We start from the raw sequence: 18436 nt of genomic DNA on the forward strand, positions 1-18436 counted from the left end.
CCCCGCTACTGCTTATATACCATATATCCGTTATTTCCGGTGTACTGGTGCCAACTTCGTTCGACTGCTTCAAATCGTCACGATGATTTCGTATGGTAGTCACTGGCTATACGGAGTGGAGTCGGTGATGGCAGACACCCGACGCCCTATGTGGCGGAAGAGCAGTCGTTGTGACAAGGACACGTGTGTGGAGGTGGCTCTCGCGCAACCAATGGTTGCGGTGCGAGACGGGAAGGATCCGGCAGGGCCGATGCTGATCTTCCGGGCTGAGGAATGGCGGGCCTTCGTTCGCGCGTTGCGTGATCACGAATTGTGATCGGTTCACTACTCGCACGATTTTGTTTGTGAGATCGAGCACTGCCGGTCCATTCATCCGCGTCTAGCTCTGTTTCCGTACCCCGTTTCAACGTCAGTGGCGTTGGGGGAGGCGGAAGGAGGCACGGATGGATCGCAGGCGAATTCTCGCTGCCAGCGTCGTCTTCGCGACCTTGGGGGCGGCTGCGGCGATCACGGTGCCGGCGCTCGCGACGACGGGCGAAGATGAGCGCACCACGGCCGCCAACAAGGCTGAGCCGGAGTTGCTCGCCGCTCTTCAGCGCGACCTGTCGCTCAGCTCGGACCAGGCGCAGCGGCGGCTGGACTCGGAGCGGACGGCCACCCGTACTCTCGCGGAACTGCGGCAGGACGTGTCGGCGGCGTACGCCGGTGGGTGGCTGAACAAGGATAGTGGCCAGCTCATGGTCGCGGTGACCGACAGCGCGCTGGCCGACGAGGTGCGGGCCGCTGGTGCGGAGCCGAAGGTCGTGGAGCGCTCCGCGACCGAGCTTGACAGCCTCAAGCAGAGTTTGGACCGGCGGGCGGCAGTGGCGTCGCCCGAGTTGCCGGGCTGGTACATCGACGTGGCGACCAATTCTGTCGTCGTACTCGCGAATGATGGCGCTGAGGCGGCGGCCCGCGAGTTCGCGGGCGACGCGCCCGGCGTGCGTGTGGTGTCGACCGACGAGGCGCCGGTGCCGCTGTTCGACGTGCGCGGCGGCGACCCGTTCTTCATCGGTAACGGGCGCTGCTCGGTCGGCTTCTCGGTCGAGGGCGGCTTCGTGACGGCCGGGCACTGCGGCCAGGTCGGCGACGACACGACAGGATTCAACCAGGAGGCGCAGGGCACGTTCAGCGCCTCGTCGTTCCCCGGTGACGACTTCGGTGTGGTGCGGGTGAACGGCGACTGGACGCCGCGGCCGGTGGTCAACGACTTCAACGGTGGCGAGGTCGTGGTGGCCGGTTCGGAGGAGGCGCCGGTGGGCGCGTCGATCTGCCGGTCGGGCTCGACGACGGGCACGCGGTGCGGCGTGATCCAGGCCAAGAATGCCACGGTCAACTACCCGGAGGGTACGGTCACGGGCCTGACCCGCACGAACGTCTGCGCCGAGCCGGGTGACTCGGGCGGCTCGTGGATGTCGGGTGACCAGGCGCAGGGTGTCACCTCGGGCGGATCCGGCAACTGCACGGTGGGCGGCACGACGTTCTTCCAGCCGCTGAACGAGATTCTTCAGCGGAACGGGCTGACGCTGGTCACCTCCGCGAACGGCGGCGGGGGCGGGGAAGCCCCACCGCCGGCCACGGAGGCGCCGGAGCCGGAGGAGCCCGCCGAACCGCCGGCCGGCCAGTGCGCCGACATGGAGAACGTGATGACCGGGTCGCTGAACCGCACCGGGAGCCGCGCGGTACAGCCCAACGGCCGGTTCTTCCGGTTGACCGGTACGGCGCGGTTGACGGCCTGCCTCGACGGTCCGGCCGGTGCCGACTTCGACCTGTACCTCCAGCGGTGGAACGGCCGGTCCTTCCAGACCGTGGCGCGCGCCACCGGGCCGGGTTCTGACGAGCAGATCGTGGTGAACGCGCCGGCCGGTGCCTACCGGTACCGGGTGGAGTCGGACAGCGGTTCGGGCGCGTACACGCTCGGCATCAGTACTTCGTAGCTTGTGGTGCGAGAGCCCGGCCCCTGCCAGCCGGGCTCTCGCGGGTAAGCCGCGGCGAGCGCAACCTCCTCGTTCGCCGGGGCTGTGGTGAGGGGCCCCGACACCCGTCATATCGGGTCAGGCGGGTCGGTGGGCCGGTCGGGTGCCGGCGTCCAGGTACGGGACGCCGGCACCCAGTGCCTGAGTACGCGGCCTCACGTCGCGCGCGCGAAGCGGACGTACGCTGGCGGCATCATGGGGTACCGGTATCTGACCACGCTGATTCTCGGCCTGCACTTTGCCTACCTGCTGTACCTGGTGGCGGGCGGCTTCCTCGCGTGGCGCTGGCCGCGCGCGATCTGGCCGCACCTGGCGGCGGGTGTGTGGGGGTTCGCGGTGATCGCGGGCCGGCTGGTGTGCCCGCTGACCTACGCCGAGGACTGGTCGCGGCGTCAGGCCGGTGAGGCCGGCCTGACGCAGGGTTTCATCGACCGGTACGTCGAGGGCGTCATCTACCCCCAGCAGTACACCCACGTGGCGCAGGCCCTGACCGCGGTGATCGTGCTGGTGTCCTGGGCCGGCTACCTAGTGCGGCGCAAGAAGATCAGGGCGTCCCTCAAGTCGTTAGAGCAACTTGGGGGACGCCCTGATCACCACGGAGAAGCTATGGGAGCTGCGCCGCCTCGTCGGCGAACTGCGCACCGGTCATGAGCGCGGCGTGGATCAGCACGGCCAGCTGACCCGCTGCCACACCGTGCTCCAGGTCGGTGCTGACGTCGCCGGCCAGGATCAGCTCACCCTCGCCGGTGTCGTGCACGTACGCCTTCGGCAGCAGCTTGTCGTGGTTCCAGGCGTTGCAGAACGCGTACGCCTCGGTCAGTCGCTCGGCGGATAGCCGGCGCTGGGCGACGACCCTGACGTGCAGGATCTCGTTGCCCTCGCCCATCCGGTCGAACGTGATGTGCGCCCGTCCCCAGGTGCCGCCGACCGTGCCGTCGTCGTCCACGTAGTACTTGTCGCCGCGGTCGTTGAGCGCCGCGGTGATCGCCTCCAGCGTCAGCGGGCCGACCACCTCCTCGCGCCCCTCGGCGGGCAGCGCGGCCTCCGGTCCGGGGCCGGCCGGCTGGTCCGGCGGCAGCTCCACCTGTACGCCGATCGGGCTCAGGGCCAGCCACGCCTCGACCCGCCGCGACTGGTGATCGGTGCCGTTGCGGGCGTCGAACTGCCCGGCGATCTCGCGGGCCTGGGTGGCCAGCTCCTTGCCGAGGTCGCCCGCGGGGCGGCCGGCCACCACGGTGTCGGGGGATAGGCCGCAGGCCAGCGCGCCAGCGGCCGCGAACTCCATCGCCGACGCCTCATCGAACGGCCGCTCCAGCCATTCGAGGTGCTCGCCCAGGATCTCCAGCGCACGGTCGACGTTGCCGGTCAGCGCGCAGAACCGGATGTGCTCGGGCAGGAACGGGAACGCGTCCCGCTCGAACCGGTGCCGCCGGTACGCCCGCACGTGCGCCCGTGCCGCGTCGTCGAGGCGACCCAGCCGCATGTACGGCTCCAGCACGGTGACCAGCGCCTTTTCGGGCTGCTCGGTGCAACCGAGAACGCCGTTGAGCACGGGCTCGACGGTGCGCAGGGCGTCTTCCCACTCGCCCCAACCCGCGAGCAGCTCCGCCTGGCGGGATGGGTCGCAGCCCGCGCAGTCACTGTTTTCGTCGCGGTCGGTGGTGCGCCACAGCTCGAACCACCGCTGCGCCTCCTCACGGTCACCGACGTGATCGGCGATCTTGCAGCGGAGGTTGTAGATGGTCTGCATGCTGTGGCCGCCCTCGCGGAACCGCCGCTCCATGTCGTCGAGCGCGGCGCGGGTCTGCGCGAGGCCGACGCGGGGCGTGCTGCGCAGCGTGGCGACCGCCCACTTGTGGTACCAGCGCAGCTGCTCGGCGTCCCAGTCGTCGAACATCGGCTCGCCTGTCGTTCCGCGCCGCTCGGCGACATCCTTGTCGAACGTCGCCAGGCACCAGCCGAACGCCGGCAGCATCCGCCACCGCTCGGTGTGATTGTTGTACGCGTCGATCAGCGCGATCCGCGAGTCGTACGCGAGCCGCACATCGCCGGCGGCGTCGGCGTGCGCCGTGATGCGCTCCAGCTCGGCGATCTTTCCGTCACCGTCGGGCATCGACGTGGCATCGTCGAGCGCGTGGCGCAGCTCAGTACTCATGGGGCCTCCGAAGGGAACGCGCGGTCGAGCAGCGCGAGGAAGGAACGGTTGAGTGCCGCGCTGTCCACTGCGCGCAGCGGGTGGTGGCCAGCCAGCAGGGCCTGGCCGTACAGGGCCTCGACGGCGTGCCGCAGAGCGGGGCCCGGCGGGTACGAGGCGAGCTTGCGGATCAGCGGGTGCCGCCAGTTGAGGACCAGCTCGGGCCGGTGCTCGACGGTCACGTCGTCGAACGCCGACAGCACGTCGGCCCACAGCTCATCGGACGCCTCACGGCCGCGCCGGACCGCGTCCTGGGTACGGGCGCGCTGGCTGATGACGTACAGGGCGGGCATGGTCACCGGGTCGAATTGCCGGATCAGCGGCACGCATTCGAGCTCGCGCAGCACCGACCGGGCGGTCTCCAGGAACGGCGCGACCGTGATCTCCTGCTCGGCGGGCAGCGGTTCGAGCCGGGCGGCTAGCTCACCGGGGTCGAGCCGGCGCACCCGGATGTCCGGGTCCAAACGGGACAGTCGTTCGAGGATCTCGGTGTCGTACGCGTACCCGGCGTTGACGACCGGCGTACCGGCGGCGCTGGCGATCGCCGCGAGCGCCCGGAACTCGTCGACCGTCTCCACGTACCGGATCATCGCCAGCCCGCGGCGGAACACCCGCAGCGGCATGCTGCCCCGGCTCGTCTCGAACGGCAGCCACGCGTCGACGAGGCGGAGCATCTCGTCGTCGCGCACGGCGAGCGCCTTGACGCCCAGGTGGTGCACCCGCAGGAAGGCCGCGAGCCGCTCCGGGTGGTTGGCGGACAGGTCGAGCAGCCAGGTGCGCACCTGCTCGCCCAGCGACTCGCGCACCGACGAGAGCAGGTCGTCCTCGTACAGTGCTTCGCGGCTCGCGGTCGGGCGCAGCTGCGAGGTGTCGACGACACACCGCACGAAGAACGCCCACTCCGGCATCAGCTTCGACGCGTCTTCGCTGACCAGCATCCGTTTGAGGTACACGCGGTGGCCGCCCTGGCCGACGGCCGCCGGCGACGCGAGCACGAAGCCGACGCCACGCAGCCCGGCCTCGGGCACGTCGAGGTCGATGACCTCCATCGGGCGGCTGCCGAGCAGCGTGGCACCGTAGTCCAGGAGCGCGGTCCGCCGTACCTCCGGGTCGTCGTACTTGACCTCCCACGGCGCCTCGGGCTCCGTGATCCGCTCGCCACTCACCGTGACGTCGACGTCCAGCAGGTGGGCGTACGAGGACGCGAGCTGGCGGACGGTCTCAGGCTTGAGCCAGTGCTCGGCGCCGACGCGGGGGCGGAGCGTGACCGTGGTGCCAGTCTCGTCGCGGTCGCCCGCCGCGACCGTGTATCGCCCATCCGAGTACCCGGTCCACCGCACCGCTCCCTCACCGCGAGCGGAGCGGGTCACGACCTCGATGGCGTCGGCGACCATGAAGCACGACAGCAGCCCGATGCCGAACTGGCCGAGGAAGTCCTGGCGGGCGAAGCCCAACTCGTCGCGCTTGGAGGTGCGGCCGACGCTCGCGAGGAACGTGTGCACCTCCTCCTCGGTCAGGCCGATGCCGTTGTCGCTGACGCGCAGCGCGCCGTCCGGCAGCGGCTCGATGGTGACCCGACCCGGCTCGTCCCCACCACGCGCCGTGATGGCGTCGGTGGCATTCTGCAACAGCTCGCGCACGAAGACGCGCGGGCTGGCATACAGGTGGTGGCTGAGCAGGTCGACCACACCGCGCAGGTCGACCTGGAACCGGTGTTCCTCGCCTCTCGTGCTCACCCTTTGAGCTCCGCCGCCGCGCTCGCCAGCTGGCAGCCGGTGGCGATACCACACTCCATGAGCTGGTCGAGCTGGGCGAGGGAGACACCGCGTTCGAGGTCGGTGGTGAGCTCGCCGCAGACCCGGGCGCTGCCGTCGTCGGCGACGTGCACGAACGCCTTCGGCCACAGGCGGTCGTGGTTCCACTCGTTGCAGAACTCGTATAGCCGCGGCACGTCGTCGACCGTGAAATCAGTGCTGGACAGCACCCGGATCTGGAGGATCTCGTTGTCCGCGCCGCGGCGGAAGAAGTAGATGACGTTGTCGTCCCACATCCCGCCAACGTCGCCGTCGTCGTCGACCCCATAGTGGTAGTCGTGCGCGCTCAGCACCTGCGTGATCAGCTCATTGGTGAGCGGCGCGAGAATCTGCACCTCACCATCCGGCGGTGGCATGGACGTGTCCTTCCGTACTGGCGTGAGTTGTCGAGAGCACCCTACGTCGAGCGTGCCAACGCGTGGACACGCCCACAAATCCCCAGGTTCGAGGGCTGAACCCCCTACCGTGTGATGGTATGGCGGGCCGTACCTCTTCGGCGAGTCGGCGGCGCGGCGCGACCACAACACGCGGCGCGGCCGCCTCGCGTGGCACGACAGCCCGTAATCGCAGGCCAGCTCGGCGTACCACCAACCCCAGCATCGCGGTCCTGGCCGGTCGTGGCATCCGCGCGGTCTGGATGGGTGTCGCACACAGCGTCGGCTGGGCGGCGCGCAGCGTCGGTAAGCAGGCGGCGACGGCCCGTGACCTCGACCCCGAGCATCGCCGCGACGGCGCCGGCCTTCTGATACTGGGCGTCGCGATCCTCAGCGGCGTGGCGGTCTGGTTCTCCTCAGCCGGTCCGGTCGGCACCTGGGTGGCCGACAGCATGCGGCTGTTCTTCGGTGCGATCTCGGCGGCCCTGCCGTTGCTGCTGCTCGTGGCGGCCGTCCGGCTGATGCGCGAGCCGGGCGACCCGGCGCGCCGCGGCCGCGGCATGGTCGGCTGGTCGGCCCTCATCCTGGCGTCCGCCGGCCTGCTCCACATCGGGCAGTCGCCCATCGACAACACGCAGCGCGACTATGCGGGCGGCCTCATCGGCGCGGGCATCGGGTCGCTGCTGGAGCGCGCGGTGACCCAGTGGGTGGCCGTGCCGCTGCTGATCCTGCTGCTGCTCTTCGGGCTGCTCGTCATCACCGCCACGCCCATCAACAAGGTGCCCGAGCGGCTGGGCGTGCTCGTGGCGTCGGTACTGGGTCGCCCGATCGCCACCGAGGAAGGCCAGGACGAGGACGAGGAGGACGAGGAGCCGGTCCCCGCGCCCCGCCGCCGCTCCTCGCGGCGCCGCCAGGCGAGCGTGTCACAGGACGCCGACGCCGACGAAGACGAGATCGTGCACGACACGGTCGTCCTGCCGCGTACCCCGCCGGCGAAGGTGCCGGCCGCCCGCAAGGTGGCCGAGCCGCCCGAGCACTCGCCGCCGCCGACGCGGGCCGAGCAGTTGGCGATCACCGGGATGGCGGGCGACTACAAGCTGCCGCCGCCGAACCTGCTGCGCGCGGGGACCGCGGCGAAGACTCGCAGCAAGGCCAACGACGAGGTGATCGCCGCGCTGCAGGGTGTTTTCGAGCAGTTCGACGTCGACGCGGCCGTGACGGGATTCACACGCGGTCCGACGGTCACCCGGTACGAGGTAGAGCTGGGCCACGGCGTCAAGGTGGAGCGGATCACCCAGCTGTCCCGCAACATCGCGTACGCCGTGAAGTCACCGGATGTTCGTATTCTCAGCCCGATCCCGGGCAAGAGCGCGGTCGGCGTCGAGATCCCGAACTCCGACCGGGAAGACGTGGCGCTCGGCGACGTGCTGCGGTCACGGGCGTCGGGCAGCGACCACCACCCGATGCTGGTCGCGCTCGGCAAGGACATCGAGGGCGGCTACGTGGTGGCCAACCTCGCCAAGATGCCGCACATCCTCATCGCGGGCGCCACCGGCGCGGGCAAGTCGTCCTGCCTCAACTCGTTGCTGGTGTCGATCCTGAGCCGGGCGACGCCGGACGAGGTGCGGCTGATCCTCATCGACCCCAAGCGCGTGGAGATGACCGCTTACGAGGGCGTACCGCACCTCGTGACGCCCATCATCACCAACCCGAAGAAGGCGGCCGACTCCCTCGACTGGGTCGTGCGCGAGATGGACATGCGCTACGACGACCTGGCCGCCGCCGGGGTACGCCACATCGACGACTACAACCGCAAGGTGCGCGCTGGGCAGATCAAGCCGCCGCCGGGCAGTGAGCGCGAGATCCGCCCGTACCCGTACCTGCTGGTCATCGTCGACGAGCTCGCCGACCTCATGATGGTGGCGCCGCGCGACGTCGAAGATTCGGTCGTGCGGATCACGCAGCTCGCCCGGGCGGCCGGCATCCACCTGGTACTGGCCACCCAGCGCCCCTCGGTCGACGTGGTCACCGGCCTCATCAAGGCGAACGTGCCGTCGCGGCTCGCGTTCGCCACGTCCTCGCTCGCCGACTCGCGGGTCATCCTCGACCAGCCCGGCGCGGAGAAGCTGATCGGGCGCGGCGACGGGCTGTTCCTGCCGATGGGCGCGTCGAAGCCGATCCGCATCCAGGGTGCCTGGGTGTCCGAATCGGAGATCCAGGACATCGTCAAGTTCTGCAAGGACCAGCGCGAGCCGGAGTTCCGGCCGGACGTGCTGGCGCCCGCCGAGCCGAAGAAGAAGATCGACGAAGACATCGGCGACGACCTCGATGTGCTGGTGCAGGCGATCGAGCTGGTGGTCACGTCGCAGTTCGGCTCGACGTCGATGTTGCAGCGCAAGCTGCGGGTCGGCTTCGCCAAGGCGGGACGCCTCATGGACCTCATGGAGACCCGGGGCATCGTCGGGCCGTCCGAGGGCTCCAAGGCGCGCGACGTGCTGATCAAGCCGGACGAGCTGGACGAGGTCATGGCCTCTATCACCAACGCCGGTGAGTCATAGACTTGAGGCGTGGAAGATCTCGACGCCCTCTCCTTACTGACCGACCCTGTGCGCCGGGCGGCGTACGACGCCGTGGTCGCGAGCGCGTCGCCCGTCGGGCGTGACGAGGTCGCGACGGCGCTCGGCGTCGGCCGTACCCTCGCCGCTTTTCATCTCGACAAGCTGGTCGACGCCGGCTTGCTGGAGGCGTCGTTCGCGCGGCGTACCGGAAAATCCGGACCGGGCGCCGGGCGTCCCGCGAAGCTCTACCACCGCGCGGCCGTCGAGCGCGCGGTCAGCGTGCCGCCGCGCACCTATGAGTCCGCGGCCGAGTTGCTGGCCGAGGCCATCGAGCGGTCCGGCGCCGACGCCGCCCTCTTCGAGGTCGCGCGCCGGCGCGGCCGCGCGGACGCCGCCGGGTCCGACGTGGTCACCCTGCTCGCGGAGCGCGGGTACCACCCAGAGGTCGACGATCAAGAGGTACGCCTGCGCAACTGCCCGTTCCACCGGCTGGCCGAGCAGTTCCCACCGCTGGTGTGCGGCATGAACCTCGCGCTTGTCGAGGGCCTGGTCGAGGGCACCGGCTGGCGCGCCCGCCTGGACCCGGCACCGGGCGACTGCTGCGTGCGCCTTTCTAAAAACAACGGCGATGATTTATAGTACCGCCATGATTTTTCACCTCGCCGAGCTCAACGTCGCCCGCATGAAGGCTTCCCTCGACGACCCCGCGATGGCTGGCTTCGTCGCCGGCCTGCAGCCGCTCAACGCGCTCGCCGACGCGTCACCCGGGTTCGTGTGGCGGCTCATCGAGGAGGGCGGCGAAGACTCGACGGGCCTGCGCCCGTTCGGCCCCGACATGCTGGTCAACCTGTCGGTCTGGGAAGACGTCGAGTCGCTGCGGGCGTACACGTACCAGACCCGCGACCACCTGGAGGCGGTACGCAGGCGGCGGGAGTGGTTTCACCACGACAGCGTCGGCGAGCATCTGGTGATGTGGTGGATTCCGGCCGGCACGCTGCCCACCCTCAAAGAGGCGGGCGAGCGGCGCGACCTGCTGAACCGGTCGGGTCCTTGCCCCGAGGCGTTCACCCTCCGCCGTCCGTTCCCCGCGCCACGCGCCGCTGCCGTCTAATTACGAAGGTGTCAGGCTCGCCCGGTACCCTCGGATGGTGTCTGACTCCTCCTCTGACCACTCTCACGTTGCACCGCCCCGCAGGGTCGCGCTGCTGACGCTCGGCTGCGCGCGCAACGAGGTCGATTCGGAGGAGCTGGCCGGCCGGCTGCACGCCGACGGTTGGGATGTCACCACCGATGGCGAGGCCGCCGACGTGGTGCTGGTCAACACGTGCGGCTTCGTCGAAAAAGCCAAGCAAGACTCGATACAGACCCTCATGGCCGCCGCCGACACCGGTGCCAAGGTGGTGGCCGCCGGCTGCATGGCCGAGCGATACGGGCGCGAGCTGGCCGGCAGCCTGCCCGAGGCGCACGCCGTGCTCGGTTTCGACGACTACCCCGAGATCTCCGAGCGGCTCGGCGCGGTGCTGAACGGCGAGCGGCTGGCCGCGCACACCCCTCGTGACCGGCGAGAGCTGCTGCCGATCACGCCGGTGGCCCGGCGCGACACCGGCGTCGTCGTGCCCGGCCACGCGCTGCCCAAGCACCTGCGCCGGCGGCGCCTGGCGGAGGGTCCGGTCGCGTCGCTCAAGCTCGCGAGTGGCTGCGACCGCCGGTGCTCCTTCTGCGCGATCCCCTCGTTCCGCGGGTCCTTCGTCTCGCGTACTCCCGAAGAGCTGCTCGCCGAAGCCGAGTGGCTGGCCAAGAACGGCGTGCGCGAGCTCGTGCTCGTGAGCGAAAACTCCACGTCCTACGGCAAGGATCTCGGCGACCCCCGGCTGCTCGAAAAGCTGCTGCCGCAGCTCGCCGCGATCGAGGGCATCGTGCGCGTCCGGGCCAGCTACCTGCAGCCCGCCGAGACCCGCCCCGGTCTGGTCGAGGTGATCGCCACCACGCCGGGCGTCGCGCCGTACTTCGACCTGTCCTTCCAGCACTCCAGCGAGCCGGTGCTGCGGCGGATGCGCCGGTTCGGGTCGACCGAGCGGTTCCTGGAGCTGCTGGCATCCGCGCGGGCGCTCGCGGCAGATGCCGGCGCGCGCAGCAACTTCATCGTCGGGTTCCCGGGCGAGACCCGCGGCGACGTCGACGAGCTGGTGCGCTTCCTGACCGAGGCGCGGCTCGACGCCATCGGCGTCTTCGACTACAGCGACGAAGACGGCACCGAGGCCGCCACGATGACCGGCAAGGTGAGTCGCGCCACGATCAAGCGGCGGTACGAGAAGCTGCTGTCGCTGGCCGACGAGCTGTGCGCCCAGCGGGCCGAGGAGCGGCTGGGCAGCACGGTCGAGGTGCTCGTCGACACCATTGACGATGGGGTGGTCGAGGGGCGTGCCGCGCACCAGGCGCCCGAGGTCGACGGTTCCACCACGCTGGTCGCGGGCGACGGGGTCGACCTGGCCGCGCTGCGCCCCGGCGACCTGGTCCGGGCCACCGTCACCGCCACCGAGGGCGTCGACCTGGTGGCGGTCCCCGTCACGATGGTCTCGGCGGCGGTGACTGGAGTTTCTGGGCCGGTGACTGGATGACTCTGCTGGTCGGCGCTCGCTCCGCTCGCGCGGGTCATGCGCCCTTTGTGCCTCCCTGTAGCCGCCAGTCGCTCCGGTCGCTGTCCTCGCTGCTGTCAGGTGGCACCACCCGCTTTGTGGCGGCTGCGGGAGGCGGCGCATGACCGAGCCGGGGGCAGCGGCCGTTTCCGTTCCGGTCGTCAACGCCGCCAACGCGTTGACCCTCCTCCGGCTCGTGCTCGTACCGGTCTTCGTCGGCATGGTGCTGGCGTCCGAGATGGTCCACCAGGGCTGGCGGATCGCGGCGTGCCTGACGTTCATGTTCGCTTCGGGCACCGACTTCGCCGACGGCTGGATCGCCCGGCGATACGGGCTGGTGACCGCCTTCGGCAAGGTGGCCGACCCGATCGCCGACAAGGCGCTCACCGGCACCGCGCTGCTGCTGCTGTCCTGGTACGACGGGCTGCCGTGGTGGGTGACCATGGTCATCCTGGTCCGCGAGTTCGGGGTGACGGCGCTGCGGTTCTGGGTCATCCGGTACGGCGTGATCGCCGCCAGCCGTGGCGGCAAGATCAAGACGACGCTCCAGATCCTGGCGATCAGCTGGTACCTGTGGCCGTTCCCGTCCGGGCTGGCCTCCGTCGGTCCGTGGATCATGGCGGCCGCTGTCGTGGTGACCGTGATCACCGGGCTCGACTACACGCTCCGGGCGCTGCGCCTGCGCCGCACTGCCGGCGCCACGTGACCGTCGACACGCTCGTCCGCGCGCTGATCGAGCGGCGCGAGACGGTCGCCGCCGTCGAGTCGCTCACCGGCGGGCTGCTGGCCGCCACGCTGGTCACCGTCCCGGGGGTGAGTGCCGTGTTCCGGGGCGGGCTCGTGGTGTACGCCACCGATCTCAAGGCGACGCTGGCGGGCGTACCCGAGAAGCTTTTGAAGGAGCGCGGGCCGGTCGATCCGGATGTGGCCGTCGCGCTGGCCCATGGTGGGCGCGAGCGTTGCCGGGCCGACTGGGGGTTGTCCACCACGGGCGTCGCCGGACCCGAACCGCAAGACGGCGTACCCGTCGGCACCGTTTACGTGGCGGTGGCCGGCCCTGCCGCCTCTTCCGTGCGAAGGCTGGTCCTGGCCGGCGACCGCCAGGCCATCCGGGTGGCGGCCGTCGACGCCGCGTTTTCCCTTCTCGGCGAGCGTCTCGCGGTGCGGTGAGCGCGGTCCGCGCCGGCCTTTCGGCGGGCGCTGAGCGCGATCCGCGCCGGCCTTCTCGCGTGCGCTGAGCGCGATCTACGCTGTGCGCGAACCGGCAGTGTGGCGGGATGTCGTGCTGCCGGATAGCGGGTACGGTTGCGGGAAGCCTCCGGCAGCCGCCGGTCGGTCCGCGTCAGGGGGAGGTGCGATGGTCCTGCTACGTCGGGTTCTCGGCGACGCATTGCGCGCGCGCCGGCAGGGTCAGCATCGCACCCTGCGCGAGGTGTCCACCGCGGCGAATGTCAGCCTCGGCTACCTGTCCGAAATCGAGCGCGGCCAGAAAGAGGCGTCCAGCGAGCTGCTTTCGGCGATCTGTGACGCGCTCGGTGCCCAGCTCTCCGAGCTGCTGCGCGAGGTGAGCGACACGCTCGCGCTGGCCGAGGACATGGACGGCGTCCTGGTCCCGGTGCGCGACGAGCGGCGGGCCGCCGCCGAGCCGGCAGCGATTCCGGCACAGGCCGACGCTGGGCGGACGCTGGCGCCAGAGGCGTCCATGCGCCGGGTCGCCACCGACGGTTCCGTGTCGGTGTCGGTACGCCAGGAGACGCCACTGAAGGCGACCCTGCGGGCCACCCGCAACATGCGCCCCGTTCAACGCGACCGCGACTTCTGCGCCGCCTGACTCAGCGCTGCCCGCGGCGCGCTACGCGCGCCTGTGGCGCGTGCCAGCGCGCTCGCGGGCAGCGCCCGTTAGCGCGCTCGCGCGCCCGGCGGGCCCTGCCCGTCGATCAAGGGCGAACGCACGTGGTTTGATCTCTTTTCCGCGTGTTTTGGCCCTTGATCCATGCGGTTGACCTTGATCCGCGCAGGGTGGCTGGGGCGGAAGTGTGCGCGTAGGGTTCTGGATGAGACGGCCGAAACCCGGATATCCCCCTGAGGTCGCATGACGGGTTGGCGTCGGGCTGGGACGATGGGGATCTGCCGCGCCGTCGCCCGGGTTGCTGCCCGGCGCCGGCCACATAGAGCGATCACACTGAGGGGATACCGCGGAGATGGCGAACCCGTTCGTCAAGGGCTGGCGCTACATGATGGCCTTGTTCGGCGCCAAGATAGATGAGTACGCCGATCCCAAGGTGCAGATCCAGCAGGCCATCGAAGACGCCCAGCGCCAGCACCAGGCCCTCGTGCAGCAGGCCGCCGCCGTGATCGGCAACCAGCGACAGCTCGAAATGAAGCTGTCCCGCCAGATGTCCGAGGTCGAGCGGCTCCAGTCCATGGCACGGCAGGCGCTCGTGCTCGCCGACAAGGCGCGGGCCAGCGGCGACGAGGCGGAGGCCGGAAAGTACGAGCAGACGGCGCAGACGCTCGCCACCCAGCTTGTCGCGGCCGAGCAGTCGATGGAAGACCTCAAGACGCTGCACGACCAGGCCCTCGGCGCCGCCGCCCAGGCTCGCCGGGCGGTCGAAAACAACTCGATGATCCTCCAGCAGAAGCTCGCCGAGCGCACCAAGCTGCTCAGCCAGCTCGAGCAGGCCAAGATGCAGGAGAGCGTGGCCCGTTCGCTGGAGTCCATGTCGTCGCTGGCCGCGCCCGGCAACACCCCGTCCCTCGACGAGGTGCGCGAGAAGATCGAGCGCCGGTACGCCAACGCGATGGGCCGCGCCGAGCTGGCTGGCAACTCCGTCGAGGGGCGCATGCTGGAGATCCAGAAGTCGACGCTCGACATGGCCGGCGCGTCCCGGCTGGAGCAGATCCGGGCGAGCATGTCCGGCGACAAGCTGGCGGCCAAGCCCGAGCAGCCCGCCGTCGAGCCGGCCGCCAGCGCCGCCGACACCGCCGGAGTGGCCCGTCTCGACGAAATCCGCGCCAACCTGGCCCGCGACAAGAGCGCGGGAGACACCAGCGCCGCAGGCTGACCAGCTACGGGGGAGGACGAGATGGCAGACGCCCGGACCAGGTACTTCCGGCGGCTCAAGCGGTTGCGCCGATCGGCCCGTCGATGGAGCGTCCTCGCGGGCGGTCTTGGCGGTGCGGCCATCGTCCTCACCCCGTACGCCGGACTCGGGCTCGCCGACGCCTTCTGGGCGGCTGCCGCGGGCGGCTCGGTGGCACTGGCCGGATGGCGCTGGGCCGACCTGCGCGCCCTGGCGGCACAGCCGGCCCCACCGCCACCCGACCCGGCCCTGGCCGGCGAGCAGGCCCGCCAACGCCTGGTCAACGCCGTCCAGCGGTTGCCGATCGGCCGCACGGCCGTCGAGGAGGTACGGCGGCAGCAGGCCCGGTTCGCCCTGCGCGGCTCGGGGGCGGCCGGCCCGTGGGCTCGCCTCGACCGGGCGGCTATGACGCTGCACGGGCTCGCCGCACGGCTCACCGGCCCCGGCGAGCCGGCCGTGCTGGAGGCGGCGGTCGCGGAGCGTTCGCTGCGTGACCTCGCGCAGCGGGTGGCGGGGGTGGAAAAGGCACTACGGTTCGCGCCGCCGGACACCCGGCCCGCCCTCGAAGACGCGCACTCGACGCTTGTGGGCCAGCTCGACACCGGTGTGGCGGCGTACGAGCGGCTGGTGGCGGCCGCCGCCAGCTACGTCGCGGAAGACGGCCGCATGGTCACCGAAGACCCGTCGGTGACCCGGCTCACCGAGGCGAGCGACCTGCTCCGCGGGGTGGCGGCCGGGTTGGCCGAGCTCCGCGACACGACTCCCCGGACCCCGCACCCCGGCCCAACCCTCGCGTAACCAGCGGCGTCGCCGCCCGCGCCGGGCCGTGCCCGACAGCCCTCGCCGATCGGTCGAAAGCGCGCGGCGTTACGCCCGCCTGGTCGGCTGCTAGGGCAGTGATTCGCCACGGACGCCTGCGGCGTCCGAATCTTGGAGCTCTACCGTCGTCCAGGCGACGCTCGCGCTCCAAGATTGCCGGATACGGGCGCGGCGGTCGCGCCCTCGGTCACAGCGCGGCAGTCCGTGACCGCAGCCCGCCGGCCGCGCGTGCGGCGCGAGGCCGAGCACCCAAGATCGCCGCATGGGGGGCGCGGGGTTATGAGGTGGTCAGGGCCATCGGGCCTAGGAGCCAGGCGTCGTCGCCAGCGGTCGCTGTCAGCGACGCGGACCCCGAGATTCGTGTACTGAGACGGCGCGCGTCCGTGCCGAACGTGTGCCACCCGTCCGGGGTACCCGACGCGCGGCTGGCCGCCACGTTGTCGCCGAGCGACCGCCCACCGAGAGTCACACGATCGCCGGTCAGGGTCCGGTCGCCCTCCCAGCCCACGAACCCGACCTGCGCCGCGCCAGGAGCCCCGAAGACCGGCGCCGTGAACGACTGCCCGCGTGCCAGCGCCGTGAACCCGTCGAAGACCGCCACGGTACGCGCCGGACCATCACCCCGTACCACCATGAGCAGCGTCCAACCACCGAACGCGTTCATGCCGGTCCGGAACGCTCCCGCATCGACGGCCACCCACCATCTACCACCGCGCGAGCCGCGGACGAGGCCGGTGACGTCGGCGGTCGCCTGGTACGCGCCGCCTTCGAAGTCGTCGTCCGTCGTCCGGTCCACGCGGTCGGCGCTGATCATCGTGTACTCGGACGCGCCCGGCCCGCGCAGCCGGGCGGCCACCGTGGCGGGTGGTGTGCCGGAACCGGCCCAGTAGAGGCCCGCCCATACAACCGACCCGGGTACCGCGATGTCGGCACCGCTCACCATCGAGCCGTACGGGACGCCGGCTGGCGCTTCCGGATCGGCGTACCGGGCCATGCGGTGGTCGCCGTTGTCACCCGGCCGCGAGCCCGCGCGCACCGCTGTGCAGGTGAGCGACAGAGCGCCGCAGGACAGCAGCGAGTTGCCGCCGACCGCGACGGTGGCTGGCAGGGAGCCGGCGAAGGCCGCGGCGAGGCCGCCATCGCGTACGCCGATCGGTGCGACCGCCGTCGTCGTACTGGCGCGGGGTGCGGTGAGCCGGACCCGTGGGGTACCCGCCGCGGTGCCCGAGACGGTGACCGGCAGGTACCCGCGGGCTGTGGCGCCCGGCTTCAGTGACGTACGCGTACAGCGGATGCGTCCGGCGGACCCGGCGCAGCGCCACCCGCCGCCCGGCGCTCCCTCGCGCAGCGCGACGCCACCGGGCACGGTGACCTCCGCGGTGAGCGGGCCGGTATCCGTCGCCCCGAAGCTAGGCAGGGCGCTCCCGCCGCCTGAGCCGCCGCCGGGAGGGGGCGCGGAACTGGCGCTGGATCGGCCGGCGTGTGTCACCGTCAGGGCCAGCACCGCGGGGCGGCCGCGCACGAGGGTGCCGACAGGTTCCAGGCGGGCTTCCAACGCTGCGATCGGCTGGGCCGGTGAGCGCGAGGGGGTCGCGGGCGACGACTCTGGTGGCCGGGTCGGATCGGGTTGCGGCGTCTGGGCTGGCGAGGGCGGCGGGGCTGCGGGGGACGGGGCGGGGGCCGCTTCGGTCGGTGAGGGCGCGGCCTCCGGACGCTCGACCGGCGAAGGCTGGCCGGTGAGCACCAGCGCGATCACCACGAGGCTTGCCGCCACGGCACCGCCGCCGGCCACCGCCTGCGTCGACCGCTGGCGCACCAGCTTCCGGACGACGGCACCCTTCCCGCCGCCACCGAAGCCCCCGGCACCGCCCGCGCCGGCCGAGCCCGCGCCCGTCCCAGCCCCGCCTGCACCAAACCCGGCGCCAGCCGCGCCTGTCCCAGCCGCGCCCGCGCCTGTCCCAGCCCCGGCCGCGCCGAATCCAGCTCCAGCCGCGCCCGCGCCGGTCGCGGCCGTCGTGCCCAGGGCAGCCGCTGCCGCGGTGGTGCCGGCCGTGCCGAGGTACGCCGCCGCTGGGATTCCGAGCAGCACTGGCACCAGGATCAGGCGCAGCGCCGAGTTGACCTCGTCCAGTTCGACGAAGAGCAGGTGGCACGGCCCGCAGCCGGACAGGTGCTCACCGACCCGCCGGTTCTCGCGGCGGGACAGGCCACCGCGGACATGGGCGCCCAGCCGCTCGATCGCCCACCGGCACTCGTCGGCGGGCTCGGTGGCGATGTGTTCGCGCAAGTAGTTTTCGCGCAGCCGCTCCCGTGCCCGGTACGCCATCGCGGCCACACCATTGGGTGTCAGGCCCATGAGCGGCGCGACGGCCGACGGCGGGTCGCCTTCGACTTCGGTGTGCCACAGCACCGTGCGCCACCGTTCGGGCAGCTTGGTGAAGGCCCGCGCCACCAGGGCGTGTTCCAGTTTGCGCTCGGCGGTGTCGTCGAACGGTACACCCGGGGCGTGGATCGCCGGGTCGTCGGTGACGTTCTCGCGTCGCGCCCGCCGCTGGCTGTCGTAGAAGAGTCGCCTGATCGTGGTGACCAGGTACGGGCGGAAGGCCACGTCGGGGCCGCCGCCGTCGCGGAGGGTGCCGAAAAGCTTGGCGAACGCCTCCGCCACCAGGTCGTCGACCTCGGCCGGGTCGCGCGCGAGGGCACGGGCCACCCGCCGCGCCGGCTCGAAATGGCGGCGGTACAGCGCTTCGAAGGCGTCGTGCGCGCCAGCGCGTACCGCGGCGATCAGCTCCGGGTCGCTGGGTTCACCGTCGTATCCGTCGGTCATCACACGGACCAACGCCCACGCCCCGAGCGTGTCACGGAGGTGTCCGTTTAATCCGGTTAGTGAAATCGCGTCATGATCGCGTACCCCGGCTGTCGTCGTGATGGCGGGCGAACGCC

16 protein-coding genes are annotated in these 18436 nt (G+C 71.2%); 12 read left to right on the top strand and 4 right to left on the bottom strand.

Annotation, left to right across the window (positions count from 1 at the left end):
• Positions 1-148 precede the first annotated feature (148 nt).
• The 3 genes from QMG73_RS28490 to QMG73_RS28500 all read left to right on the top strand — a co-directional run bounded on the left by QMG73_RS28490 (position 149) and on the right by QMG73_RS28500 (position 2666).
• Complete coding sequence (locus tag QMG73_RS28490) at positions 149-316, top strand: DUF397 domain-containing protein (protein ID WP_281900875.1); 168 nt, start codon at positions 149-151, stop codon at positions 314-316.
• Positions 317-443: 127 nt separating this feature from the next.
• Entirely contained in the window at positions 444-1976 is a 1533-nt protein-coding gene (locus tag QMG73_RS28495) for a S1 family peptidase (RefSeq protein WP_281900701.1), read from the top strand.
• Between the two features lie 234 nt (positions 1977-2210).
• Complete coding sequence (locus tag QMG73_RS28500) at positions 2211-2666, top strand: DUF2784 domain-containing protein (RefSeq protein WP_281900703.1); 456 nt, start codon at positions 2211-2213, stop codon at positions 2664-2666.
• Here the strand turns inward: QMG73_RS28500 and QMG73_RS28505 are convergent.
• Genes QMG73_RS28505 through QMG73_RS28515 form a run of 3 tightly spaced genes read right to left on the bottom strand, consistent with a single transcriptional unit; the run spans position 2620 to position 6379 of the window.
• On the bottom strand, positions 2620-4170 hold the full coding sequence (locus tag QMG73_RS28505) for a type III secretion system chaperone family protein (RefSeq protein ID WP_281900705.1): 1551 nt from the start codon (positions 4168-4170) through the stop codon (positions 2620-2622). The two genes, QMG73_RS28500 and QMG73_RS28505, sit on opposite strands and share 47 nt — an antisense overlap.
• Positions 4167-5945 (bottom strand): HSP90 family protein, encoded by a 1779-nt coding sequence (locus QMG73_RS28510; RefSeq protein WP_281900706.1) that lies wholly within the window; start codon positions 5943-5945, stop codon positions 4167-4169. Before QMG73_RS28510 ends, QMG73_RS28505 begins: the two co-directional genes overlap by 4 nt.
• On the bottom strand, positions 5942-6379 hold the full coding sequence (locus QMG73_RS28515) for a type III secretion system chaperone family protein (protein ID WP_281900707.1): 438 nt from the start codon (positions 6377-6379) through the stop codon (positions 5942-5944). Before QMG73_RS28515 ends, QMG73_RS28510 begins: the two co-directional genes overlap by 4 nt.
• Positions 6380-6498: 119 nt before the next feature.
• Here QMG73_RS28515 and QMG73_RS28520 point away from each other — a divergent pair, with 119 nt between their 5' ends.
• From QMG73_RS28520 to pspM, 9 genes are all read left to right on the top strand, one after another.
• Positions 6499-8955 (top strand): DNA translocase FtsK, encoded by a 2457-nt coding sequence (locus QMG73_RS28520; RefSeq protein WP_281900710.1) that lies wholly within the window; start codon positions 6499-6501, stop codon positions 8953-8955.
• A gap of 9 nt (positions 8956-8964) precedes the next feature.
• Positions 8965-9594 carry a helix-turn-helix transcriptional regulator gene (locus tag QMG73_RS28525; protein WP_281900712.1) on the top strand — a complete coding sequence of 210 codons (630 nt, stop codon included), beginning with the start codon at positions 8965-8967 and terminating at the stop codon, positions 9592-9594.
• 7 nt (positions 9595-9601) lie between these two features.
• Positions 9602-10066 carry a DUF3291 domain-containing protein gene (locus QMG73_RS28530; RefSeq protein ID WP_281900714.1) on the top strand — a complete coding sequence of 155 codons (465 nt, stop codon included), beginning with the start codon at positions 9602-9604 and terminating at the stop codon, positions 10064-10066.
• Between the two features lie 34 nt (positions 10067-10100).
• Complete coding sequence (gene rimO / locus QMG73_RS28535; protein WP_281900715.1) at positions 10101-11573, top strand: 30S ribosomal protein S12 methylthiotransferase RimO; 1473 nt, start codon at positions 10101-10103, stop codon at positions 11571-11573.
• 139 nt (positions 11574-11712) lie between these two features.
• Complete coding sequence (gene pgsA / locus QMG73_RS28540; RefSeq protein WP_281900717.1) at positions 11713-12297, top strand: CDP-diacylglycerol--glycerol-3-phosphate 3-phosphatidyltransferase; 585 nt, start codon at positions 11713-11715, stop codon at positions 12295-12297.
• Positions 12294-12761 carry a CinA family protein gene (locus QMG73_RS28545; RefSeq protein WP_281900719.1) on the top strand — a complete coding sequence of 156 codons (468 nt, stop codon included), beginning with the start codon at positions 12294-12296 and terminating at the stop codon, positions 12759-12761. Before pgsA ends, QMG73_RS28545 begins: the two co-directional genes overlap by 4 nt.
• A gap of 187 nt (positions 12762-12948) precedes the next feature.
• A complete protein-coding gene (locus QMG73_RS28550) occupies positions 12949-13422 on the top strand; it encodes a helix-turn-helix domain-containing protein (protein WP_281900720.1) in 474 nt (157 codons plus the stop codon).
• A 370-nt stretch (positions 13423-13792) separates the two neighbouring features.
• A complete protein-coding gene (locus tag QMG73_RS28555; protein WP_281900722.1) occupies positions 13793-14656 on the top strand; it encodes a PspA/IM30 family protein in 864 nt (287 codons plus the stop codon).
• A gap of 21 nt (positions 14657-14677) precedes the next feature.
• Positions 14678-15472, top strand: coding sequence for a phage shock envelope stress response protein PspM (gene pspM, locus QMG73_RS28560; RefSeq protein WP_281900724.1), 795 nt, complete (start codon positions 14678-14680; stop codon positions 15470-15472).
• A gap of 298 nt (positions 15473-15770) precedes the next feature.
• Here the strand turns inward: pspM and QMG73_RS28565 are convergent, their stop codons facing one another.
• Entirely contained in the window at positions 15771-18320 is a 2550-nt protein-coding gene (locus QMG73_RS28565; protein ID WP_281900725.1) for a sigma-70 family RNA polymerase sigma factor, read from the bottom strand.
• Positions 18321-18436: the final 116 nt, after the last annotated feature.

It is taken from the genome of Phytohabitans aurantiacus, assembly GCF_027923225.1.
GTDB classification, from domain to species: Bacteria; Actinomycetota; Actinomycetes; order Mycobacteriales; family Micromonosporaceae; genus Phytohabitans; species Phytohabitans aurantiacus.